Annotated in this window: 17 protein-coding genes; 5 read left to right on the top strand and 12 right to left on the bottom strand. The window is 72.1% G+C overall.

Features of this window, described 5'->3' with window-relative positions:
- Positions 1 to 182: 182 nt before the first annotated feature.
- The 7 genes from ACFWBN_RS27705 to ACFWBN_RS27675 form a co-directional block, all read right to left on the bottom strand.
- Positions 183 to 3152 carry a M14 family zinc carboxypeptidase gene (locus ACFWBN_RS27705; RefSeq protein ID WP_385180386.1) on the bottom strand — a complete coding sequence of 990 codons (2970 nt, stop codon included), beginning with the start codon at positions 3150 to 3152 and terminating at the stop codon, positions 183 to 185.
- Between the two features lie 161 nt (positions 3153 to 3313).
- Positions 3314 to 4309: a DNA-binding protein WhiA gene (gene whiA, locus ACFWBN_RS27700; RefSeq protein WP_030009075.1), complete on the bottom strand. Its 996-nt coding sequence runs from the start codon at positions 4307 to 4309 to the stop codon at positions 3314 to 3316.
- Positions 4300 to 5355, bottom strand: a complete 1056-nt coding sequence (yvcK, locus tag ACFWBN_RS27695; protein ID WP_385180383.1) for a uridine diphosphate-N-acetylglucosamine-binding protein YvcK — start codon at positions 5353 to 5355, stop codon at positions 4300 to 4302. The genes whiA and yvcK overlap by 10 nt, the downstream gene beginning before the upstream one ends.
- Positions 5352 to 6299: an RNase adapter RapZ gene (rapZ, locus tag ACFWBN_RS27690; protein ID WP_385180380.1), complete on the bottom strand. Its 948-nt coding sequence runs from the start codon at positions 6297 to 6299 to the stop codon at positions 5352 to 5354. The genes yvcK and rapZ overlap by 4 nt, the downstream gene beginning before the upstream one ends.
- Positions 6296 to 8317: an excinuclease ABC subunit UvrC gene (gene uvrC, locus ACFWBN_RS27685; protein ID WP_385180377.1), complete on the bottom strand. Its 2022-nt coding sequence runs from the start codon at positions 8315 to 8317 to the stop codon at positions 6296 to 6298. Before uvrC ends, rapZ begins: the two co-directional genes overlap by 4 nt.
- Positions 8318 to 8634: 317 nt before the next feature.
- Positions 8635 to 9459 (bottom strand): hypothetical protein, encoded by an 825-nt coding sequence (locus ACFWBN_RS27680; protein WP_385180461.1) that lies wholly within the window; start codon positions 9457 to 9459, stop codon positions 8635 to 8637.
- A gap of 5 nt (positions 9460 to 9464) precedes the next feature.
- Entirely contained in the window at positions 9465 to 10085 is a 621-nt protein-coding gene (locus ACFWBN_RS27675; protein WP_385180374.1) for a papain-like cysteine protease family protein, read from the bottom strand.
- A gap of 226 nt (positions 10086 to 10311) precedes the next feature.
- On the opposite strand from ACFWBN_RS27675, the gene ACFWBN_RS27670 reads away from it, so the two are divergent.
- The gene (locus tag ACFWBN_RS27670) at positions 10312 to 11262 is read left to right on the top strand and encodes a hypothetical protein (protein WP_385180371.1); all 951 of its coding nucleotides are present in this window, start codon (positions 10312 to 10314) and stop codon (positions 11260 to 11262) included.
- 57 nt (positions 11263 to 11319) lie between these two features.
- On the opposite strand, the gene ACFWBN_RS27665 is transcribed toward ACFWBN_RS27670, so the two are convergent.
- Together ACFWBN_RS27665 and ACFWBN_RS27660 are read right to left on the bottom strand one after the other, a co-directional pair.
- Positions 11320 to 11751 carry a Rieske (2Fe-2S) protein gene (locus ACFWBN_RS27665; protein WP_385180368.1) on the bottom strand — a complete coding sequence of 144 codons (432 nt, stop codon included), beginning with the start codon at positions 11749 to 11751 and terminating at the stop codon, positions 11320 to 11322.
- 148 nt (positions 11752 to 11899) lie between these two features.
- A complete protein-coding gene (locus ACFWBN_RS27660; RefSeq protein WP_385180365.1) occupies positions 11900 to 12517 on the bottom strand; it encodes a TetR/AcrR family transcriptional regulator in 618 nt (205 codons plus the stop codon).
- A gap of 79 nt (positions 12518 to 12596) precedes the next feature.
- Here ACFWBN_RS27660 and ACFWBN_RS27655 point away from each other — a divergent pair, with 79 nt between their 5' ends.
- Positions 12597 to 13247, top strand: coding sequence for an NAD(P)-dependent oxidoreductase (locus ACFWBN_RS27655; protein WP_385180362.1), 651 nt, complete (start codon positions 12597 to 12599; stop codon positions 13245 to 13247).
- Between the two features lie 120 nt (positions 13248 to 13367).
- On the opposite strand, the gene uvrA is transcribed toward ACFWBN_RS27655, so the two are convergent.
- Positions 13368 to 16349, bottom strand: a complete 2982-nt coding sequence (gene uvrA / locus ACFWBN_RS27650) for an excinuclease ABC subunit UvrA (protein WP_385180359.1) — start codon at positions 16347 to 16349, stop codon at positions 13368 to 13370.
- Positions 16350 to 16536: 187 nt separating this feature from the next.
- On the opposite strand from uvrA, the gene ACFWBN_RS27645 reads away from it, so the two are divergent.
- The 3 genes from ACFWBN_RS27645 (at position 16537) to ACFWBN_RS27635 (ending at position 19352) form a co-directional block, all read left to right on the top strand.
- Positions 16537 to 17226, top strand: coding sequence for a maleylpyruvate isomerase family mycothiol-dependent enzyme (locus ACFWBN_RS27645; RefSeq protein WP_385180356.1), 690 nt, complete (start codon positions 16537 to 16539; stop codon positions 17224 to 17226).
- A 9-nt stretch (positions 17227 to 17235) separates the two neighbouring features.
- A complete protein-coding gene (locus tag ACFWBN_RS27640; RefSeq protein ID WP_385180353.1) occupies positions 17236 to 17892 on the top strand; it encodes an MBL fold metallo-hydrolase in 657 nt (218 codons plus the stop codon).
- Positions 17893 to 18053: 161 nt separating this feature from the next.
- A complete protein-coding gene (locus tag ACFWBN_RS27635; protein ID WP_385180459.1) occupies positions 18054 to 19352 on the top strand; it encodes an MFS transporter in 1299 nt (432 codons plus the stop codon).
- Positions 19353 to 19385: 33 nt separating this feature from the next.
- Here ACFWBN_RS27635 and ACFWBN_RS27630 read toward each other — a convergent pair whose 3' ends face one another.
- Both ACFWBN_RS27630 and ACFWBN_RS27625 read right to left on the bottom strand, forming a co-directional pair.
- Entirely contained in the window at positions 19386 to 20369 is a 984-nt protein-coding gene (locus tag ACFWBN_RS27630; RefSeq protein ID WP_385180350.1) for a TerC/Alx family metal homeostasis membrane protein, read from the bottom strand.
- A gap of 246 nt (positions 20370 to 20615) precedes the next feature.
- Positions 20616 to 22520, bottom strand: coding sequence for a TerD family protein (locus ACFWBN_RS27625; RefSeq protein WP_385180347.1), 1905 nt, complete (start codon positions 22518 to 22520; stop codon positions 20616 to 20618).
- Between the last annotated feature and the right edge of the window lie 21 nt (positions 22521 to 22541).

Genomic DNA, 22541 nt, shown 5'->3' with positions numbered 1-22541 from the left:
TAAGTGCGCCGGCGAGCTGTATGGGATGTCCCCGACCGCTTATGACCCTACCTCTCCGTGAGCTTTTGAGTGACATCGACCGGGGCCTGACACACCCCGGAGCCCCGTACCGAACGCTCCGGTACGGGACCCGGGGGACTTTCTCCCCTGTTACTCAGGGTGAGCAGCGACGGGGCCGCTGGTCAGCGGTTCAGGGTGCGCAGCGCCTTACCGACGAGTAGGGCACGATCGGCCGCGGCCGGCAGGTGTTCCAGGCCGAAGCCGAGGAGAACGGTGTCACGCGTAGTGACGGCCGCGTAGGACTTGAACAGCTCGCCCGACCGGGACCAATCGCCCGGAACTTCAGGGCTTCCGGCAGGCGCGCCCTGCGCGGTCCAGACCCCCAGGGAGGTCTCGAAACCCTCAGTGGTCTGGTCCACTCCGCCCACGTTCAGGCGCGCATCGTCCGCGAAGACCCCGCGGCCGCCGGAGCCCGGGTCGGTGATGTAGGCGAGCGAGACCTCGACCTGCTTGCCGGCGTAGGCGCTCAGGTCGAAGGTGACCTGCTTCCAGCCGCTGGAGGAGCCGGTGAAGCTGTTCCACGCCCCGCTGGTGCCCTTCGGCGTGCAGCCGCCGCCCTCCAGGGTGAGGTAGCGGCGCAGGAAGGGGTGGCCGTTGACGAAGAAGCCGGCCCCGCATTCCTCGGGAACGGTCGTGCTGCTCAGGCCGCCCGCGTCCGGCAGGGTGGTCCAGTCGTCGCCGCCGGCCGTACGGGCCTCCAGCGCGGCGTGGTCGTAGCCCGGCTCGGTGTTCCAGTTGAGCGCGAGCTTGAGCTGCGGCTTGTCCGCGGCCTTGACCTGGGTGAGGTCGATGGTGCGGGTGAGCCGCTTCCAGTCGTCGTCGGCGTGGAGGGCCGAGGCCATCCCGGCGCCGGCGTAGGGGGCGTACGGGTTCGCGACCCCGGCGAACTGGCCCGCCTGCGCGCTCCTGAACTGCGGGAACTGCGCGGGGGCCAGGCTCTCGGAGGTCACGGTGTAGGAGCCGGGGGCGTTGAGCGGGTTGCCCGCGGCGTCGCCGAGGCCGCCCTTGGCCCCGTTCAGGGCTCCGGCGCCGGTGAAGCCGGTGGCGCCGGGGGTGGTCGTACGGCCGTAGGCGCCGAGCCAGTACTGGCTGAAGTCGTTGGTCACGGCGCTGCCGACCTGGGCGTTGCCGCCCGCCAGCTCACCGGCCTCGATCAGCTTGCCGCCCTCGTTCAGGAAGGCCCGGACGGCCAGCTGCGTGTCGCCGCCGGGGGTCTTGGCGCCGGTGTAGTGGACGGCCGTCCGGAAGTGGGAGAGCACGCCGAGGTGGTGCGGGGCGCCCTGGGTGGCGACGTCCCAGACCGCGGCGGACCGGCCGTTGGCGCGCAGGGCGTCGACGTAGGCCTGGGCGTGCTGGGCCTTGGCGCCCTCCTCGGCGATCACCAGCACGTCCGCGCGGGGCCGCTCGGCCACGGTGTAGGTGAAGTGCTCGCTGGAGACCTGCTTGCCGGAGGAGCGGTCGCGGCCGGTGAACCAGACCTCGACCTTGTCGCCGGGCTTCGCGCCGTCCACCTTGGCGCGGTACTCGTCGAACCAGTTGTTGTCCTCGCCGCCGTAGACCTCGCCGCCCTTCCAGGCCTTGAGCTCGTCGTCGTGCGTACGGCCGCCGTTGATCCGGAAGTTGAGCTCCTTGTCCTTCAGCGCCTTGCGGGCCGTGACCGAGACCGTCTGGTCCTCGCCGCGGGCCACGTAGGAGGTGGTGAAGGGGTCCGTGGTGAAGTCCGCGGCGCTCAGGCCCACGGCGGACGCCGGCCGGTCCGGGTGCGCGGCGCTCTCGCCGACGGTGAGGGCGAAGGGGACGTTCTTGGCGAACTCCGCCTGGATGAGCTTCTCGTCGTCCGGGAAGTTGAAGCCGGACGCGCAGTCCTCGGGCTTCCACCGGTCGTTCGGGTCGATCGCGGAGGCCGTCTGGCAGGTGGTCATCTCCGGCGTGAACATCATGATGCCGTTGACGTTGGCGGCGTGTCCGTCGGCCTCGCCGTTGGTGGTGTAGAGCTCGGAGGAGACCTGCGGGTGATAGCCGGGAACGGCGGGGTTCTCCGGGGTGCCGGCGAGCGTCCTGTAGGCGACGTCGTCGGGCGTGGGAGTGGCCACCTGCCAGCCCACGCCGTAGAGCAGCAGCTCGGCGGCGGAGTGGTAGTTGATGGCGTACTCGAAGCCGATGCGCTTCTCGAAGGCGTCGAGGGCGGCGGTCTCGGGCTCGGAGGCGGCCTTGGGTCCGCGGTAGGTCTCGCTGGCCTGGTTCGGCGAGGAGCCCTCGTTGTCGTAGCCCCACTTGTAGGCGAAGTTCCGGTTGAGGTCGACGCCGTCGCCGGAGGTGATCTTGCCATCGCCGTTGTTGTCGTGGAGGTTCTTGCGCCACAGCCGCTCGCCGTCGGGCGCGTGCGTGTAGTCGTACCCGTCGGGGTTGGCGGAGAGCAGGAACCACAGCTCGGTGGAGTCGACCAGCTTGGTGATCCGCGGGTCCTTGCCGTAGCCGTCGAGGGTGTGGTGCATCAGCCGCCGGGTCATCTCGGGGGTGATCCACTCACGGGCGTGCTGGTTGGACATGTAGAGCACGGAGGGCTTGTCGCCGTCCTTGGTCTTCTTGGCGTTCTTGCTGACCTTGAGGGCGAGGATGTCCTTGCCCTGGACGGTCTTGCCGATGGAGACGACCTTGGTGAGGGCCGGGTTGGCCTGGGCGGTGGCGAGGATCTCCTCCTGGAGGCCGCCCTTGCCGCTGTACGGGCGGAACACCCCGTCGCCGGCCGCCTTGGCGCGGGCCAGGCCCTCCGCCGGGACCTTGCGCTCGGCGAGCTTGACGCCCTGGGCCGCGAGCTCCTCGGCCTGCCCGCCGGTGAGGAAGAGCTCGACCTTGGCGGTGCCCGTCTCCGGGGCGCGTTCGGTGAGTTCGTGGGCGTCCTGGCCGGCCGCGAGGACGAGCGGGACCTGCTCGCGGGTGATGTCGGCGTCGTAGACCCGCACCTCGTCGGCGCCGGGTGCGGCGCCGGGTGCGGTGGCGGGCCGGGCCTGGGCCGCGGCGGGTAGTGCGGCCATTGTGGTTCCGAAGACGAGTGCGCTTGCGGCGAGGATCAGTCTCGCGCGGTGCCTCATATGCCCCCCTGGGCGTCGTCTGCCACGAAAGCGTTCGGACGACAGGCTCACGATCCGCCCATGCCCATGTCAATGGGGCCTACCGGAAGGGGTCCGCACGAGTGATCGTGCGGACCCCTTCCGGCGTATGGGCCTACGTGCGTACGGGCACTGCGGCGCGGCTATCCGGCCATGTTGTCGGCCATCTCCTCGCTCAGGTCGAGGTTGGACTCGGTGCCCGGGATGCCGAGGTCCTGGGCCCGCTTGTCGGCCATCGCCAGCAGCCGGCGGATCCGGCCCGCGACGGCGTCCTTGGTCAGCGGCGGGTCGGCGAGCGCGCCCAGCTCCTCCAGGGAGGCCTGCTTGTGCTCCATGCGCAGCCGGCCGGCCGCGGCGAGGTGCTCGGGGACCTCCTCGCCGAGGATCTCCAGCGCGCGCTGCACGCGGGCTCCGGCGGCCACCGCGGCCCTCGCCGAGCGGCGCAGGTTGGCGTCGTCGAAGTTGGCGAGGCGGTTGGCGGTGGCGCGCACCTCGCGCCGCATCCGCCGCTCCTCCCAGGCGAGCACCGACTCGTGCGCGCCGAGCCGGGTCAGCAGGGCGCCGATCGCGTCGCCGTCGCGGACCACGACCCGGTCGACGCCCCGTACCTCGCGCGCCTTGGCGGCGATGGAGAGCCTGCGGGCGGCGCCCACCAGGGCCAGGGCGGCCTCCGGGCCGGGGCAGGTGACCTCCAGGGAGGAGGACCGGCCCGGTTCGGTGAGCGAGCCGTGGGCCAGGAAGGCGCCGCGCCAGGCCGCCTCGGCGTCACAGGTGGCCCCGGAGACCACCTGCGGCGGGAGACCCCGGATCGGGCGGCCGCGGCCGTCCACGAGGCCCGTCTGGCGCGCCAGCTGGTCGCCCCCGGCCACGACCCGGACCACGTAGCGGCTGCCGCGGCGCAGTCCGCCGGGAGCCATGACCACCAGGTCCGAGGAGTGCCCGAAGATCTCCAGGATGTCCTTGCGCAGCCGGCGGGCGGCGATCCCCGTGTCCAGCTCCGCCTCGATGACAATCCGTCCGCTGACCAGGTGCAGCCCGCCCGCGAACCGAAGAATCGCCGAGACCTCCGCCTTCCTGCAGCAGGTCCGGGTGACGGGCAGGCGGGAGATCTCATCCTTCACCGCGGGCGTCATCGCCATGGGCCGATCCTTCCATGCATCCGAAAAATACGGTCGTACGCGGCGGCGAGCAGCTCCGGATCATGCTTCGGAGAGCCGTCTTCCCTGGCGACCGGCGCCAGCTCGACCGCGGCGCCGAACCGTTTTGCGGCATCGGCGAGGGACTCGCGGTCGGGCACGGCGGCCTGGTCGGCCAGCACCACGTCCAGGGCGAGTTTAGGGGCGTGTCGGGCCAAAACCTCCAAATGACGCTGCGGAGAGAAGCCCTCTGTTTCGCCGGGCTGCGGCGCGAGGTTCAGCGAGAGGACCCTGCGGGCCTTCGTCTGGACCAGCGCGTCGAGCAGTTCCGGAACCAGCAGGTGCGGAATCACGGAGGAGAACCAGGACCCCGGGCCGAGCACCACCCAGTCGGCGTCCAGGACCGCCGCGACGGCCTCCGGTACGGCCGGCGGGTCGCCCGGTACGACCTGTACGGAGAGCACCTCGCCGGGAGTGAGGGCCACCGTGGCCTGCCCGCGGACGGTGTCCACGTCCTCGGGGCGGGCCGGGTCGTGCCCCTTGACCAGCGCCTGGAGCTCCAGCGGCACCGCCGACATCGGCAGCACCCGGCCCTGGGCGCCCAGCAGCCTGCCCACGAGGTCGAGGGCCTGGACGGGATCGCCGAGCTGTTCCCACAGGGCGACGATCAGCAGGTTGCCGACGGCGTGCTCGTGCAGGTCGCCGCGGGACTGGAAGCGGTGCTGGATGACCCGCGCCCAGGTCTGGCCCCAGTCGTCGTCCCCGCACAGCGCGGCCAGCGCCTTGCGCAGGTCGCCGGGCGGCAGCACGCCGAGCTCCTCGCGGAGCCGGCCGCTGGAGCCGCCGTCGTCGGCGACGGTGACCACGGCGGTGAGGTCACCGGTGATGCGGCGCAGCGCCGCCAGGGAGGCGGACAGGCCCTGTCCGCCTCCGAGGGCGACCACCTTGGGGGTGGCGCCGCGCCGGCGGCCGGAGCGTCCCAGGCCGTCCTCGCCCCGTCCCGGGGTGAGGCGGCGCAGGCGGCTCAGCCGCGGGGTCCGTGCGGTCACTCGCGCCCCATGTCCCGGTGGACTACGACGGTCTCGACTCCCTCGGAGGCGAGGCGGGCGGCGAGCTTCTCGGACATGGCCACGCTGCGGTGCTTACCGCCCGTGCACCCGACCGCGATGGTCACGTAGCGCTTGCCCTCGCGGCGGTAGCCGGTGGCGATGAGCTGGAGCAGCTCGGTGTAGCGGTCGAGGAACTCCTTGGCGCCGGGCTGGCTGAAGACGTAGCCCGACACCTCCTCGTTGAGCCCGGTGAAGGGGCGCAGCTCCGGCACCCAGTGCGGGTTGGGGATGAACCGGCAGTCGACCACGAGGTCGGCGTCGACGGGGAGGCCGTACTTGTACCCGAAGGACATGACCGTGGCGCGGAGCTCGGGCTCCTCGTCGCCGGCGAACTGGGCGTCCATCTTGGCGCGCAGTTCGTGCACGTTCAGGCTGGAGGTGTCGATGACCAGGTCGGCGTCGCCGCGCAGCTCGCGCAGCAGGTCGCGCTCGGCGGCGATGCCGTCGGTGATGCGCCCGTCGCCCTGGAGGGGGTGGGGGCGGCGGACCGACTCGAAGCGGCGGACCAGCGCGTCGTCGGAGGACTCCAGGAAGACGATGCGGCGGGTGACGCCGCGGCTGTCGAGGTCGGAGAGGGACTCCCGCAGGGCGTCGAAGAACTGGCGGCCACGGACGTCGACGACGACGGCGATGCGGGCCACGTTGCCCTGGGAGCGGGCGCCGAGCTCCACCATGGTGGGGATCAGCGCCGGCGGGAGGTTGTCGACGACGAACCAGCCGAGGTCCTCCAGACACTTGGCCGCCGTACTGCGGCCGGCCCCGGACATCCCGGAGATGATCACCAGCTCGGGGATGGCCGCCTCGGCGGCCTCGCCGGGCTCCACTGTCGTGCCCGTACTCACCTGTGCTCCGTCTCCGTCGTGCGTGGTCTCGTGCTCGGTCATTGCTCGGTCCCCCGTTCGGACGATTCCCCCGCGGGTGCGGGGCTCTCATCCTCAATGATCTCTCCTGTGGCCGTGTTGACGGCAGGGCCGGCGGGGACCGCCCCGGCGAGGGCCGCGGCCACGGTCTCGGCCGTCTTGCGGCCTATGCCCGGGACCTCGCAGATCTGGTCGATTGTCGCCTGTCTCAGCTTCTTCACCGAACCGAAGTGCTTGACCAGGGCCTGCTTGCGACTCTCGCCGAGGCCCGGCACCTCGTCCAGCGGGCCGGATTTCAGGCGCTTGCCGCGCTTGTTGCGCTGGTACTGGATGGCGAAGCGGTGGGCTTCGTCACGCACCCGCTGGAGCAGGTACAGACCCTCGCTGGTGCGGGGCAGCACGACGGGGTCGTCCTCGCCGGGCAGCCAGACCTCCTCCAGCCGCTTGGCCAGTCCGCACACGGCCACGTCGTCGACACCGAGCTCTTCCAGGGCCCGCTTGGCGGCGGCCACCTGCGGCTGCCCGCCGTCGACGACGACGAGCTGCGGCGGGTAGGCGAAGCGCTTGGCCCGCCCGTCGTCCTCGGGCGCGTCGCCGTTCTCGGCGCCCTCGGCGTCCTCGGGGGACCACTCCCCCGTCCTCACCTTCTCCTGGAGGTAGCGGCGGAAGCGGCGCGACACCACCTCGTGCATGGAGCGGACGTCGTCCTGCCCCTCGAAGGACTTGATCGCGAAGCGGCGGTACTCGCTCTTGCGCGCCAGCCCGTCCTCGAACACCACCATCGAGGCGACCACGTCGTCCCCCTGGAGGTGCGAGATGTCGAAGCACTCGATGCGCAGCGGGGCGCTGTCCAGCTCCAGGGCCTCGGCGATCTCCTCCAGGGCCCGGGAGCGGGTGGTGAGGTCGCTGGCGCGCTTGGTCTTGTGCAGGGCGAGGGACTGCTGGGCGTTGCGGTGGACGGTCTCCATCAGCGCCTTCTTGTCCCCGCGCTGCGGGATGCGCAGGCTGACCTGGGAGCCGCGCCGCGCGGCGAGCCACTCGCCGAGCGCGGGCGCGTCCTCGGGCAGCGCCGGCACCAGCACCTCCTTGGGCACGCTCTCCCCGCGCTCCTCCCCGTAGAGCTGCTGGAGGGCGTGCTCGACGAGCCCGGCGGTGTCGACGGCCTCGACCTTGTCGGTGACCCAGCCGCGCTGGCCGCGCACCCGCCCGCCGCGGACGTGGAAGATCTGCACGGCCGCTTCGAGCTCGTCCTCCGCGACGGCGATGAGGTCGGCATCCGTGGCATCGGCGAGCACGACGGCGTTCTTCTCCATGGCCCGGCGCAGCGCCCCTATGTCGTCGCGCAGCCGGGCGGCCTTCTCGTACTCCATCTCCTCGGCGGCCTCGTGCATCTGCTTCTCCAGCCGGGAGAGGTACGTCCCCGTCCGGCCGGCCATGAAGTCGCAGAAGTCCTCGGCCAGTTCGCGGTGCTCCTCGGGGGTGACCCGGCCGACGCAGGGCGCGGAGCACTTGCCGATGTAGCCGAGCAGGCAGGGGCGGCCGATCTGCGCGGAGCGCTTGAACACGCCGGCGGAGCAGGTCCGCACCGGGAACACCCGGAGCATGAGGTCGACGGTCTCGCGAATCGCCCAGGCGTGCCCGTAGGGCCCGAAATACCGCACGCCCTTCTTCTTGGGCCCGCGCATGACCTGGACCCGCGGGTACTCCTCGTTCATGGTCACGGCGAGGGAGGGGTAGCTCTTGTCGTCCCGGTACTTGACGTTGAACCGGGGGTCGAATTCCTTGATCCAGGAGTACTCGAGCTGCAGCGCCTCGACCTCGGTGGAGACGACGGTCCACTCGACGGAGGCGGCGGTGGTCACCATGGTGGCGGTCCGCGGATGCAGCCCGGCGACGTCCTGGAAGTAGCTCGCCAGGCGCTGGCGCAGGCTCTTGGCCTTCCCGACGTAGATCACCCGGCGGTGCTCGTCGCGGAATTTGTAGACCCCCGGGGAATCGGGGATCTGCCCTGCCTTGGGGCGGTAACTGGAAGGGTCGGCCATGCCATCACCCTACTTGCGCGCGCTGACAACGGGCCGTACCCGTGCCACCCCACAAAGCCAGGCCCCGCCCGGACCCGCGCCTCAAACGCGGGGCACCTCTCAGCCCCGCCGGCGTTTGAGGCGCGGGGTCCGGGGCGGAGCCCCGATCCTTGAGCCGCGCGGGCCCACCCAGCCGCACCACACACCAGCCCCGCCGGCACCATCCAGCCCCGCCGGCGTTTGAGGCGCGGGGTGCGGGGCGGAGCCCCGGGTCTTGCGGCGCGCGGGCCGTCAGGGCCCGGCCCTGGTGGGGGCCGGGCCCTGCGGGAGGGGCCGGGTTACGACCCGGCGGCGCTCCGCCGGAAGCGGCGCAGGGCCAGGAACCCCGCCCCGCCCAGCGCCAGCCCGGCCGCGCCACCGGCGACCACCGTCACCGGAGCCCCGGTACCCGCGGCACCGGAATCCGCCGAGCCAGAACCGGCGGCTGCCACCGGCTCCGCGAACCCACCCGCCATCCCACCCTCGGCATAGGCCGACCCCGGCAGCTTGTCCCCGTACGCCTTGGTGACCCGGGCCCGGTAGCCGGAGAGGCTCGTGCCCCCGGCCCCCACGGCCCGTACCGCGTCCTCGTCCAGCGGCAGCACCCGGCCGCCCCCGGCCACGTACCACGCGTCGATCTGCGGCTCGCGGAACACCGTCCCGCCCGGCAGTTTCTCCGCCCCCGACTGCGCGTAGCGGAACTCGTCGTCGCCGGTCGCGATGTTCACCACCTGCCACCCGGCCTCCGTCCGCGCCGTCCACAGCGCGGCCTGCTGCCCGTCGGAGGAGACCGCCTTGCTGGCGAGGAACTCCAGGCGGGCGACCGGCGCACCGGCCTTGCCGGCCACGAAGTCCGGGGAGAGGTGGTTCACCGGTATCGCCTCCCCCTCGATACGGGGCTGCGCGGCGCTCAGCGAGACCTTGCCCTCCCGGGAGAAGAAGCGGGAGAGCGTGGCCAGGGTGTCGGGGGCGGCGGCCGCCTGCCCGGCGGCGGCCCTGATCTCGGCCGTGGCGGCCGGCGGCTGCGGTACGGGGGCCGCGGCGGCCGGCCCGCCCAGGGCGAGTACGGCGGTGGCGGCGAGGACCGCGGCGGCGGTGGCGGTGGCGGTGGCACGCATCGTCATGGCGGTCACGCCCCGATCCGGTAGAGGGAGTGGGTCCAGGAGAAGGTGCTGTTGTCCACGTACCAGGCGTGCGAGGCCCAGTTGTAGCGGTCGCTGGACGGCCACGGGTCGCCCCAGTAGACCCAGCTGTTGGCAGTGTCGTAGCCGTAGATGACGTGCATGTGACCGCCGCCGTTGGACCACTGGATCCGGGTCTCCATCGGGCGGTTGGCGTTGATCTCGGTCTGCACGGTGGAGTACTGGAGCCAGCCGGTCACGTACGAGCCGGAGTTGATGCCCGCCCAGCGCAGCCCGGTCTGGACGTTGCCGAGGGTGGCCTGGTTGTTGGGGCAGTCGTAGCCCTGCTGGCGGTTGAAGGCGGCGTTGCAGAACTGGTTCTGGCTGTAGTTGCGGCCGAACCAGGTGGCGATGGTGTTGCCGCCGGCGGCCCAGCACCAGTTGGTCTTCTGCTGGGCCTGCATGGTGATGTTCAGCCGCTTGTACGCGAGGGCGGACGCCGTGCCGGCACCGACACCGGAACCGGTGTCGCCATCGGCGGCCGTGGCGGTGCCGGCACCAAGCGGCAGGGCGAGGAGCAGGGCGGTGAGGAAGGCGGCCAGGTAGGGCCGCCGCTTTCGGTTGCGCATCGCGTTCCTCCCAAGGGGATGTGGGGGTGGAGGAGCGCGTCCGGACGCTGTGCAGGAGCATCGGGGAGTTGTCGCGATCAGGTCAACACGCTTCAATACGCGGTGACATTGCAGTGTGAACGGTGGGGCTGCGGTGTGAACGGTTGCTGCCGTGTCACCTGGTCCCCCGGTACCACCGGCGCGATCCCCCGCGCCGGCGCGTGTGAACGTTCACAAGGGAGTCGCCATGCGGCCGACCCAGGATCCGGCAGACACCGCAAGCCCGGCAGAGCTCGGCCGGCTGCTGCGCGGCGGCCCCTTCCACCTGGCCCTGCGCGCCGCCCTCGCCGCGCGCGGACTGCCCTTGCAGCGGGTCCAGCACCGGCTCGCCGCACGCGGCATCAAGGTCGGCGTCACCAGCCTCAGTTACTGGCAGCAGGGCGCCCGGCGGCCGCGCCACGCGGAGTCCCTGCGGGCCGTGACCGCGCTGGAGCAGATCCTGGAGCTGCCCGACGGCGCCCTCGTCCGCCTCCTGCACACCCCGGAACCCGGCCCCGGCCCCGCCCGCCCTACCGCCCGCCCGTACCGGGCCCTCGTCAGCGTGGGCGCGGCGGTCGAGCAGTTGCTGGAGGGGATGGAGCTCCCGCCCGACGGCGGACTGCATTCGCTCGGCCACCACGAGCGGGTCCGCATCGGGCCCGGGGGCGAGATGCGCACCCGCGCGTCGCAGCAGATCGTCCGGGCCCACCGCGACGGCGTCGACCGCTACCTCGCGATCCACCACGGCGATCCGGGCTGCGACACGTCCCGGATGGAGGTGGCGGCGTACGAGAACTGCCGCACGGGCCGGGTCCGGCGCCACCCGGAGGCCGGGGTGGTGGTCGCGGAGCTGCTCTTCGACGCCCGGCTGCGGCGCGGGGACACGTACGTCTTCGGCTACGGGATAGCGGACGGCACCGGCGGGCGCAGCGGCGAGTACGTGCGCGGCTTCAGCTACGCGGGCGGCCAGTACATGCTCCAGGTCCGCTTCGACGAGGCGGCCCTGCCGGTGCGCTGCCGCCGCTTCGTCCGGACCGGGCCCGAGGCACCGCGCACCGGCCTCGCGGACCTGACTCCGAGCGGCCGGCACCGGGCGGTGCACCTGGTGGAGCAGACGGTGCGGCGCGGGATCCTCGGGATCGCCTGGGACTGGGAGTAGACGCGCGCGTCGGGCGGTCGCGTGAGGCGGTCGCGCCGGGCGGTCGCGCCGGGCGGTTCAGCCCGCGATCAGCTTGCCGTTCTCCATTTTGACCGGGACGGCCGGCAGCGGGTCGGTGGCCGGGCCGCGCAGCACCTTGCCGGTCGCCACGTCGAAGCGGCTGCCGTGGCAGGGGCAGTTGCCCTCGCCCTCGACGATCTTGTCCAGGACGCAGCCGGCATGCGTGCACTGGGCGCTGAAGGCCTTGTACTGGCCCTCCGCCGGGCAGCTGACGATCACCTTCGGCTCCCGGTACAGCTTCGCCCCGCCGACCGGTACCTCGGCCGCGGCCCCGAGCTCCACCGGCTCCTGCGGAACCGCCGGGGAGCCGGCGCCGCTGTTGCCATCGACGGAACAGGCCGCCAGCGTCAGGCCGGTGCCCGCGGCCCCCGCGAGCGCGGCGGCGCCCTTGAGGACGGTACGGCGGGCGGAGGACGGTGACGCGGGCATGGAAGTCTCCTGGGGTGACGGGCGGGGCTCGGTCCACCCGACGATACCGTCGGCCGATGGGGTGGCTTCCCCCGCGTGCCGGCCCGGGGTGCGGCGGGGCCGACCGCCCGGACGCGGGAGGGCGCGGAGCCCCCGTACCCGGCGGAGCTCACCCGATGGCGGCCCACACGGTCCGGGCCACGGCGGGGGCGAACTCCGCCACCGGCCGGACCACTTCCTCGCCGGAGAAGTGCAGGAAGAAGGCCCGCTGGAAGCACGCGCCGAGCAGCAGGGCCGCGGCGGCCTCCGGATCGGCGTCGGGCCGCAGCCGGCCGGCGTCGAGCTCGCGCCGCAGCCGCCCGGCCAGCGCCTCCAGGACCACGTGCGGTCCGGTGCCGATCTTCCGCACGCCCTCGCGGTGGCGGCTGAGGAGGACGGGGTCGGCGAAGAGCGAGGCGGCCATGGGCATGGCGTCGGCGTAGAAGAGCGCGGCGTGCCGGGCGATCTCGGCGAGCCCCTCCTCGCCCCCGCTCCCGGCCCCCTCCTCCCCCGGCTCGGCGTCCAGTGCGGCCATGAGCGGGCCCGCGTTGGGCGTGCGCTCCATCAGCACCCGCACGAACAGCTCTTCCTTGTTCGCGAAGTACTTGTAGAGCGCGGCCTCCGAGCAGCCGGCCTCGCGGGCGATGGCCTTGGTGGTGGCACCGGCCAGCCCGATGGTGCGCATCAGGGTCTCGGCGGCGTCGAGGATCCGCTCGGGCGTGGGACGGCTTGACTTTGAGGTGAGCACTCACTCACCCTAAGGGAAGCAGGGGTAAGTGAATACTCACCCACCCCCCATCGCACCCCGCACCACCCAGGAGCCAGAAATGAAACTCACGGTGTTCGGAGCCACGGGCGGCGTCGGCCACGAAGTCGTCCGGCAGGCACTGGCCGCGGGCCACGAGGTGACGGCCGTGGTCCGCGACCCGGCCCGCCTGGACGTGCCCGCCCACGACCGGCTGGAAGTGGCCGTCGTCCCCGACCTGACGGACGAGGAGGCGCTCGTGCCCGTCCTGGCGGGCCGGGAGGCGGTGATCTCGGCCCTGGGCGCGGCGAGCAACAAGCAGGCGAAGGCCGCTCCGGTCACGGGTCCCGCCGTACGGGCCATCCTCGCGGCGATGGACCGGGCGGGCGTGACCCGCCTGACCGCGGTCAGCGCGGCGCCGGTCGGCCCGGACGTCGCGAGCGACGGCGTCTTCACGCGGGCGGTATTCCTCCCGCTGCTCCGGCGGGCCCTGCGCGACCTGTACGCGGACCTGGCGGTCATGGAGGCGGCCATCGGCGCCAGCCGCACGCAGTGGACGGTGATCCGCCCGCCCCGCCTCCTGAACCGCCCCCGCACCGGCACCTACCGCCGCGCCCTCGACGCCAATGTCCCCCGGGGCCGCGTCATCCCCCGCGCGGACGTCGCGGACGCCCTGCTGACCACCCTGACCGACCCCGCCACGGCGGGGCACGCCCTGGGCATCGCCTCGTAGCGAGCGGGCCCGGCAATTTCAGCCCCGCCGGCGTTTGAGGCGCGGGGGGTCCGGCAGCGGCGCCGCAGACGGACGAGGGGCCCGGCAGCAGCCGAACCCCTCTTCCGCCCCGCTCAGCGACTACGCCTTGCGGGCCCGCACCACCTTCTTGGCCGGAGCCGCCTTCTTCACGGCAACCGCCTTCTTCGCAGCAGCAGCCTTCTTCGCCGGGGCCTTCTTCGCCGCGACCCGCGCCGGAGGCGCCCCCGCGTCCGAGACCCGGTCCGCCCCCAGGATGTCCCGCAGGAACTTGCCCGTGTGGCTCGCCCCCACCGACGCGACCTGCTCCGGCGTCCCCTCGGCCACCACCAGGCCGCCTCCGTAGCCGCCCTCGGGCCCCATGTCGATGACCCAGTCCGCGACCTTGATGACGTCGAGGTTGTGCTCGATGACGATCACCGAGTTCCCCTTGTCCACCAGCCCCGACAGCACCTTGATCAGCTTCGAGATGTCCTCGAAGTGCAGACCCGTCGTCGGCTCGTCCAGCACGTACACCGTCCGCCCCGTCGACCGCTTCTGCAGCTCGGACGCCAGCTTCACGCGCTGCGCCTCACCACCCGACAGCGTCGGCGCGGACTGGCCCAGCCGTACGTACCCCAGCCCGACCTCGGTCAGCGTCCGCAGGTGCCGCGAGATCGTCGGCACCGCCTCGAAGAAGTCCAGCGCCTCCTCGATCGGCATGTTGAGGACTTCCGCGATGGACTTGCCCTTGTAGTGGACCTCCAGCGTCTCCCGGTTGTACCGGTCGCCGTGGCAGACCTCGCACGGGACGTAGACGTCCGGCAGGAAGTTCATCTCGATCTTGATCGTGCCGTCGCCGGAGCAGTTCTCGCACCGGCCGCCCTTGACGTTGAAGGAGAAGCGGCCCGGCAGGTAGCCGCGCACCTTCGCCTCCATCGTCTCCGCGAACAGCTTGCGCACGTGGTCGAAGACGCCCGTGTACGTCGCCGGGTTCGACCTCGGCGTCCGGCCGATCGGCGACTGGTCCACATGCACGACCTTGTCGACGAGGTCGTCGCCGTCCACCCGCGTGTGCCGCCCCGGCACCGAGCGGGCGCCGTTCAGTTCGCGCGCCAGGTGCGTGTAGAGGATGTCGTTGACCAGCGTCGACTTTCCGGAGCCCGAGACACCGGTCACGGCCGTGAGCACGCCCAGCGGGAAGGACACGTCGATGTCCTGGAGGTTGTTCTCCCGGGCGCCGTGCACGGTGAGCCTGCGCTCCCCGTTCACGGGCCGCCGTACGTCCGGCAGCGGGATGGACCGCTTGCCGGACAGGTACTGCCCGGTCATCGACTCCGGGTTCTCCAGCAGGTCCTTCAGCGCCCCGCTGTGCACCACCTTGCCGCCGTGCTCGCCCGCGCCCGGGCCGATGTCCACGACCCAGTCGGCCACCTTGATGGTGTCCTCGTCGTGCTCGACCACGATGAGCGTGTTGCCCATGTCCCGCAGCCGCACCAGCGTCTCGATCAGCCGGTGGTTGTCCCGCTGGTGCAGGCCGATGGAGGGCTCGTCCAGTACGTACAGCACGCCGACGAGGCCGGAGCCGATCTGCGTCGCGAGCCGGATGCGCTGGGCCTCGCCGCCCGACAGGGTGCCGGCGGCCCGGTTGAGCGAGAGGTAGTCGAGGCCGACGTCCACGAGGAAGCGGAGCCGCTCGTTGACCTCCTTCAGGACCCGCTCGGCGATCTTCTTGTCGCGGGCGTCGAGCCGCATCCGGCCGAGGAAGTCCGCGCACTCGCTGATCGACATGGCGGCCACCTCGGCGATGGACTTCTCCATCACCGTCACCGCGAGCACGATCGGCTTCAGCCGGGTGCCCTCACAGGTCGGGCAGGGCACCTCGCGCATGTAGCCCTCGAAGCGCTCGCGGCTGGCGTCGCTCTCCGACTCCGAGTGCCGCCGCTTGACGAACGGCACGGCGCCCTCGAAGGCCGTCGTGTACGCCCGCTCCCGCCCGTACCGGTTGCGGTAGCGGACCTCGATCTGCGTCTTGTGCCCGTAGAGCAGGGCCTTCTTCGCGCGCAGCGGCAGTCCGGCCCACGGGATGTCCGTCCGGAAGCCCAGCTCCCCGGCGAGCGCGCCGACCAGCCGCTGGAAGTAGTCCTTGGTGTGGCCGAGCGACCACGGCGAGACCGCGCCCTCGTCCAGGGACTTCTCCTCGTCCGGAACGATCAGCTCCGGGTCCACCTCCATGCGCGTGCCGATGCCGGTGCACTCGGGGCAGGCGCCGAAGGGCGAGTTGAAGGAGAAGGAGCGCGGCTCCAGCTCCTCGAAGGACAGGTCGTCGTACGGGCAGTAGAGGTGCTCGGAGTACATCCGCTCACGCTCGGGGTCGTCCTCGGCGAGGTCGACGAAGTCCAGGATGACCATGCCGCCGGAGAGGCCGAGCGCGGTCTCCACCGAGTCGGTGAGCCGGCGCTTGGCACTGTCCTTGACGGTGAGGCGGTCGATGACCACCTCGATGGTGTGCTTCTCCTGCTTCTTCAGCGTGGGCGGCTCGGAGAGCTGGATGGTCTCGCCGTCCACCCGCGCCCGGCTGTAGCCCTTGGTCTGGAGGTCGGAGAAGAGGTCGACGAACTCGCCCTTGCGCTCGCGCACCAGCGGCGAGAGCACCTGGAAGCGGCTGCCCTCGGGGAGCGCCAGCACCTTGTCGACGATCGCCTGCGGCGACTGGCGGGAGATGGGGCGCCGGCACTCGGGACAGTGCGGCTTGCCGATGCGGGCGAAGAGGAGGCGGAGGTAGTCGTAGACCTCGGTGATCGTGCCCACGGTCGAGCGCGGGTTGCGCGAGGTCGACTTCTGGTCGATCGAGACGGCCGGGGAGAGGCCCTCGATGAAGTCGACATCGGGCTTGTCCATCTGCCCGAGGAACTGGCGGGCGTACGACGAGAGCGACTCGACGTAGCGGCGCTGACCCTCGGCGAAGATCGTGTCGAAGGCCAGGGAGGACTTGCCCGACCCGGAGAGTCCGGTGAAGACGATGAGTGAGTCGCGGGGCAGGTCGAGCGAGACGTTCTTGAGGTTGTGCTCGCGAGCGCCACGAACGATGAGACGGTCGGTCACGCCGGTCCGCACCTTTCTTGAGAGAGCGGGGGGCACGGGCCCCCGTCCCAGGGTATGGGGGGCGCCACTGCGGTGGAGTTGGAGTCTGAACTTCGAGCGTATAGCACGCGCATTCGATTTACGGCACTCCGCAGACCTCTTCACCCAATCGTGTGGCCGGGACCCGCAAACCACTACGCTCGCCGCCATGACTGATCATGCGCACGACCTGCGATCCGTACGTGAAGCCACCGACCGGCTGCTGACCGCGGTCGCGAAACTGGACAACGCCGCCCTCTCCGAGCAGTCACACCTGCCGGACTGGACCCGGGGCCACATCCTGGCCCACCTCGCGCGCAACGCCGACGCCCTCGTCAACGTCCTCGAAGGCCGTCCGATGTACGAGAGCGCCTCCGCGCGCGAAGCGGACATCGAGCGCGACTCCGGTCGGCCCCTGGAAGAACACCTGGCGGACCTCCGTGATTCCGGAGCCGGCTTCCTCGCCACCACCGAGCCCGCCCAGGACTGGTCCCGCACCGTCGAGCTGCGCAACGGCATCACCGACCTCGCCGCCAACGTGCCCTTCCGCCGGCTCGTCGAGGTCGAGCTGCACCACGTCGACCTGAACATCGGCTACGAGCTGTCCGACCTCCCGGAGGAGTTCACCGGGCGCGAGATCGAGTTCCTCGCCGACCGCTGGTCCGCCCGCCCAGAGGTGCCGCCGGTGGCCCTGGTCGCCTCCGACGGGCGCCGCTGGCGCACCGGCTCCGCCGGGGACCCGGCCGTCACCGTGTCCGGCACCGCCGCCGGACTGCTGGCCTGGCTGGCCGGCCGCGGCGACAAGGGCGCCTCCCTGACCGCGTCGGGCGGCTCCCTGCCCGAGCTCCCGCCGCTCTAGGATCAAGGCATGACGTACACCGGAGAGGTCAAGGTCGGCGGTCCGGCCGACGTGCACGAACTCGCGGACCTGATGATTTCCAAGGTCGCGGTGGGCTCGATGAACAACAACGCCTACCTGCTGCGCTGCCGCGCCACCGACGAGCAGCTGCTGATCGACGCGGCCGCCGAGCCGAGCACGCTGCTGAGCCTGATCGGCGACGACGGCATCGCGTCCGTCGTCACCACCCACCGGCACGGCGACCACTGGGGCGCACTCGCCGAGGTGGTCGCGGCGACCGGGGCGCGGACCTACGCGGGCGCCCTCGACGCCGAGGGCATCCCGGTGGCCACCGACGTGGCCGTCGCGGACGGCGACACGATCCAGGTCGGACGGGTCACGCTGACCGCGCGCCACCTGGTCGGACACACCCCGGGCTCGATCGCCCTGATCTACGACGACCCGCACGGGCACGCACACGTGTTCACCGGCGACTGCCTCTTCCCCGGCGGCGTCGGCAACACCGGGGGCGACCCGAAGGCCTTCGCGACCCTGATCGACGACGTCCAGCACAAGCTCTTCGACCAGCTGTCGGACGAGACCTGGGTCTACCCGGGACACGGCAACGACACCATGCTCGGCGCCGAGCGGCCGCACCTCGCCGAATGGCGCGAGCGCGGCTGGTAGATCCCGCCGGACAGGTCCCGCAACGCGTCAACTTCGGTACGCGGTGCACTCCTTCCGGTCGTTGATGACCGAACGCACGTCCTGGGGGCCGGGGACGGGGTAATTGCTGCACCATGCAACGAGACCCCTCCCCCGGACCCGCGGCGGCCTCCCGTCCCGGCATGCTGCGGCTCGCCTCGGCCTCGCTCGCCGGGACCGCCATCGAGTTCTACGACTTCTTCGTCTACGGGACCGCCGCCGCGCTCGTCCTCGGTCCGCTCTTCTTCCCCTCCTTCTCCCCGCTCGCCGGCACCCTGGCCGCCTTCGGCACCTTCGGCGTCGGCTTCCTCGCCCGCCCGCTGGGCTCGGCGCTCTTCGGCCACATCGGCGACCGCCACGGCCGCCGTCCGGTGCTCCTCGCCTCGCTGCTGCTCACCGGCCTCGCCACGGTCGCCGTCGGCTGCGTGCCCACGTACGACTCGATCGGCGTGGCGGCCCCCGTACTGCTGCTCCTGCTGCGCTTCCTCCAGGGCCTCGGACTCGGCGGCGAGTGGGGCGGCGCGGTGCTGCTGACCGCCGAGCACGCCCCCGAGCGGCGGCGTGGCCTGTGGTCGAGCTTCCCGCAGATCGGCCCGGCGGTGGGCTTCCTGTTGGCCAACGGCATCATCCTGGCGCTGTCGGCGACCCTGACCGACGCCCAGTTCACCGCATGGGGCTGGCGGGTGCCGTTCTGGGCGGCCGGGGTGCTGGCGCTGGCCGGCCTGTGGCTGCGGCGCTCGGTGGAGGAGACCCCGCAGTTCCGCGCGCTGGCCGAGACCGGGCGCCGGGCCGAGGCTCCGCTGGCCGAGGTGGTCCGCGGCCACTGGCGGCTGCTCCTGCTGACCGGCGGGGCGCTCGCCGTGGGGTACGCCGTCTTCTACGCGGTCACCACCTGGTCCCTCGCGTACGCCACCGAGCACCTCGGCGTCGGACGCAGCGCGATGCTGGCCTGCATCATGACCGCGGTCGCCCTCAAGGGCCTGGTCACCCCGCTGGTGGCGCTGCTCGGCGACCGCTACGGCCGGCGCCCCCTGTGCCTGATCGGCTGCACGCTCTGCGCGCTGTGGATGTTCCCGTTCGTGGCCCTGCTGCGCACGGCGGAGCCGCTGCTGATGACGCTGGGCTTCGTCGGGGCCCTGTTCGGCATGGTCACCATGTTCGCGGTGGTGGGCGCCTACCTGCCGGAGCTGTACGCGCCGCGGATCCGCTGCACGGGCGCGGCCGTCGGCTACAACCTGGGCGGTGTGCTGGGCGGGGCGCTGACCCCGATCGTGGCGACGGCGCTGGCGGACGGCTCCGGTCCGCCGTGGGGCGTCGCCGTGTACCTGAGCGGGATCGCCCTGCTCAGCCTGGGCTGCTTCGCGCTGCTGCCCGAGACGAATCCGGCAGTCGTACGGACGCGGTCGGGGGCGGCGGCCGAAACGGCCACCGCCCCCGCGTAGATCCGCAGACCTTTCCTACGAGACCTCTTTTGCCTACGCGTCGATGCTCTCCGGGCGGGCGGCGGCCTCGGCCGCCGCCCGCTTCTTCGAGGCGATCAGGCTGGTGATCGTGGTGATGACCAGGACACCGCAGATGACGCCCAGGGAGACCGGGATCGAGATCACCGGGACGTGCACCCCGTTCTCGTGGAGCGCGTGCAGCACGAGCTTGACGCCGATGAAGCCGAGGATGATCGACAGGCCGTAGCTGAGGTGGACCAGCTTCTTCAGCAGGCCGCCGATGAGGAAGTACAGCTGGCGCAGGCCCATGAGGGCGAAGGCGTTGGCGGTGAAGACGATGTACGGGTCCTGGGTGAGCCCGAAGATCGCGGGGATGGAGTCCAGGGCGAACAGCACGTCGGTGGTGCCGATGGCGAGCATGACGACCATCAGCGGGGTCAGGACGCGCTTGCCGTTGTTCTGGATGAACAGCTTGGTGCCGTGGTACCGGTCGGCGACGCCGAACTTCTTCTCGACGGACTTGAGGAGGCGGTTCTCCTCGAACTCGTCCTCGTCCTCGTCCTTGCGCGCCTCCTGGATCAGCTTCCAGGCGGTGTAGATCAGGAACGCGCCGAAGATGTAGAAGACCCAGGAGAAGCTGGCGATGATCGCGGCGCCGGCCGCGATGAAGATCGCGCGCAGCACCAGGGCGATCAGCACGCCCACGAGCAGCACGCGCTGCTGGAGGTGGGAGGGCACCGCGAACTTCGCCATGATCAGGACGAAGACGAAGAGGTTGTCCACGCTCAACGACTTCTCGGTGATGAAGCCCGCGAAGAACTCCTGGGAGGCCTGGCCGTTCCCGAAGAACCAGAGGCCGAGGCCGAAGAGTGCGGCAAGGACGATCCAGACGACCGTCCAGGTGCCCGCTTCCTTGATCGATACGTCGTGCGGTTTGCGGCCGATGAAGAAATCGGCGCCGATGAGGAGGGACAGACCGAGAATGGTCAGCGCCCACAGGGCCCAGGAAACTTCCATGGTGAATACGCCTCCGGCGGATGGCTCAGCACTTCGTCAGCGTCATCGCTGCCGGAGGTCTCTTCCACCCGGGCGGCCTGGAGGCCGTGGGCCGGCGCCCCGGGACCAACCGCGTTCTGTGAACGCTGGTCCGTATTGACGGGCACGCCGTAGCAGGAAAGCAGGAATACTCCCCTCCGCGCTCACCAGGGTACCCGTCCGGGACGGAAAAGGTAAAGGGAGCACCAAGGGCTGGTCACCGGAAGGTCATCGACTGGTACGCCGGACCTCCGCAACCCGCTCCAGGGCCTGGTCGAGGACGCGGCTGCCCTGCGGGGGCAGGTCGGGCTCGAAGGTCCAGGCGTGGTGGACCCAGGGGTCGGCGAGATGGTTGTCCGGCACCGGGGACAGCCGCATCAGCGAGCGCCACAGCGGGTCCAGCAGCGGCCCGTAGGCCGAGGCCTCGTCACGGTCCGCGACCATCAGCAGGTGCACGCCGACCGCCGGCCCCTCGTCGGCGAGGTAGCGCAAACGGGTGACGGCCCGGTCGTCGAAGCCGTGCGGGAAGTCGTGCACGATCAGCAGCTGCTCGGCCGTGTCCACATCCGGCGGCAGGTCCTCGGGAGCGCCGGCCCGCAGCGCCATCTGTACGAGGTCCACCCGGCGGGTCAGCCGCTCCAGGGTCTCGGAGACCCCGGCGGGCCCGGCGGCGGGCGGGCCGGCCAGCACCCCGGCGCGGACGAGCGGCGCCAGCGAGGCGGCACCGGCCCCGGCCGCGTCGATGACGTGCACGGAGAAGCGGTCGCCGGGGTGGACCGCGAGCAGCCGCGCCGCGTGCGCGACGGCCATGTCCATGGCGGCCCGGCGCAGCCGGTCGGTGTCCATGGCCATCGCGGCCTCGGAGCCGGTGCGGCCGTTGTCGATCCAGAGCCCGCGCTCCAGCGGGAGCCGCACGAGCATGGGGATGCGCAGATCGGGCCGCTCGGGCAGGTGCAGGTCCCCCAGGCGCAGGGCCAGCGGGCCCTCCTCGGGCACCCGGTGGCCGTGCCAGACCGGATTGTCCCAGCGGGCGTACGAGGCCGGCAGCGCGGGCTCGACCACCTCGCACTCGGCGGTGAGCTGCGCGAGGTCCCGGTCCAGGACGGCCTGGGCCTGCGCGACGAGCTCGTCGCGGCGGGCCCGGGCGGTGTCGCGGGCGGCGTTGCCCGAGCCGCCGAGCCGGTGGCGCGGGTCGGACAGGACCTCGTCGAGCTCGCGGTCCATCCGGGAGTCGGCGAAGTCGACGGCGCTGCGGTAGGCGGCGACCGTGCGGGCCAGGTCCTCGAACATGCCCCAGACCTGGTTGTAGAGCCGCTCCTCCATGGACCAGCCGCTCGCGTCGCCGGCGACGGGCCGCGGGGGCTGCCCCGGCTCCGCCGGCTGCGCGGCCCGCGGCGCGGGCTCGGGGGGCTCGGTGCTGGTGCGGCGGCGCCGCGGGTGGGCGTAGTTGATGGTCCCGTCGGCCCCGATGGCGGGCTCGGCAGCGGGGGCCGGCGCCGGCTCGGCAGCGGGCGAGGGTTCGGGCGCCGGGCCCGGCGTACCCGCGTACGGGACTCCGGACACGGGGACCGGGTCGGGTGCCACCGGGGCGGCGACGCACGCGTGCACGCGTGCCGCCAGCTCGGCGGCGACGGGCCCGGTGAGCCCGTGGTCGGCGAACAGGGCGGCGAGCCCGTCGGCGTAGCCCTGGCCGACGGCACGGACCTTCCAGGCCCCCTGGCGCCGGTAGAGCTCCAGGGCGACGACGGCGGTCTCGGCGTCCATCCCGGTGAGGGTGTACTCGGCGAGCGTGGTGCCGTCCATGCCCGCGACGGCGATGTGCGAAGCCGCGACGGCGCCGAACCGGGTCGGGCCGCCGGGCGGCAGGGAGAGCAGGACGCCGACCCGCTGTACCGCGGCGTCCACCGCGTCCAGGTCGACGGCGAACCGGTGCCGGTCGGCGGACCCCTCGGGCGCGTCCACCCCCGGAAGGGCGCGCGCACCGGGGTGCGCGATCCCCTCCGGGCCCGCCACGGCTCCCCGCTCGTCCCCGAGCGAGGCCAGGGCGAGCACGGGTGTGCCCGCCGAGACCGTGATCCGCACCTTGTGTTCGGACAGGGCGTGGTTCTGCCCCCGGACCAGTTCGGCCGTCATCGTCCCGTCTCCCCCCGTACT

The sequence above is a fragment of the Streptomyces sp. NPDC059989 genome (assembly GCF_042736975.1).
In the GTDB taxonomy this organism is placed as follows: domain Bacteria; phylum Actinomycetota; class Actinomycetes; order Streptomycetales; family Streptomycetaceae; genus Streptomyces.
This window is presented reverse-complemented; position numbering and strand designations above follow the sequence as displayed.

What these genes read in the sequence shown, in the direction of transcription:
- ACFWBN_RS27705 (WP_385180386.1), bottom strand. Translation starts at nt 3,152, where the DNA reads ATGAGGCACCGCGCGAGACTGATCCTCGCCGCAAGCGCACTCGTCTTC.
- ACFWBN_RS27625 (WP_385180347.1), bottom strand. Translation starts at nt 22,520, where the DNA reads ATGACGGCCGAACTGGTCCGGGGGCAGAACCACGCCCTGTCCGAACAC.
- whiA (WP_030009075.1), bottom strand. Translation starts at nt 4,309, where the DNA reads ATGGCGATGACGCCCGCGGTGAAGGATGAGATCTCCCGCCTGCCCGTC.
- ACFWBN_RS27670 (WP_385180371.1), top strand. Translation starts at nt 10,312, where the DNA reads ATGCGGCCGACCCAGGATCCGGCAGACACCGCAAGCCCGGCAGAGCTC.
- ACFWBN_RS27645 (WP_385180356.1), top strand. Translation starts at nt 16,537, where the DNA reads ATGACTGATCATGCGCACGACCTGCGATCCGTACGTGAAGCCACCGAC.
- uvrC (WP_385180377.1), bottom strand. Translation starts at nt 8,317, where the DNA reads ATGGCCGACCCTTCCAGTTACCGCCCCAAGGCAGGGCAGATCCCCGAT.
- ACFWBN_RS27665 (WP_385180368.1), bottom strand. Translation starts at nt 11,751, where the DNA reads ATGCCCGCGTCACCGTCCTCCGCCCGCCGTACCGTCCTCAAGGGCGCC.
- ACFWBN_RS27675 (WP_385180374.1), bottom strand. Translation starts at nt 10,085, where the DNA reads ATGCGCAACCGAAAGCGGCGGCCCTACCTGGCCGCCTTCCTCACCGCC.
- ACFWBN_RS27630 (WP_385180350.1), bottom strand. Translation starts at nt 20,369, where the DNA reads ATGGAAGTTTCCTGGGCCCTGTGGGCGCTGACCATTCTCGGTCTGTCC.
- ACFWBN_RS27635 (WP_385180459.1), top strand. Translation starts at nt 18,054, where the DNA reads ATGCTGCGGCTCGCCTCGGCCTCGCTCGCCGGGACCGCCATCGAGTTC.
- ACFWBN_RS27680 (WP_385180461.1), bottom strand. Translation starts at nt 9,459, where the DNA reads ATGACGATGCGTGCCACCGCCACCGCCACCGCCGCCGCGGTCCTCGCC.
- ACFWBN_RS27655 (WP_385180362.1), top strand. Translation starts at nt 12,597, where the DNA reads ATGAAACTCACGGTGTTCGGAGCCACGGGCGGCGTCGGCCACGAAGTC.
- ACFWBN_RS27640 (WP_385180353.1), top strand. Translation starts at nt 17,236, where the DNA reads ATGACGTACACCGGAGAGGTCAAGGTCGGCGGTCCGGCCGACGTGCAC.
- rapZ (WP_385180380.1), bottom strand. Translation starts at nt 6,299, where the DNA reads ATGACCGAGCACGAGACCACGCACGACGGAGACGGAGCACAGGTGAGT.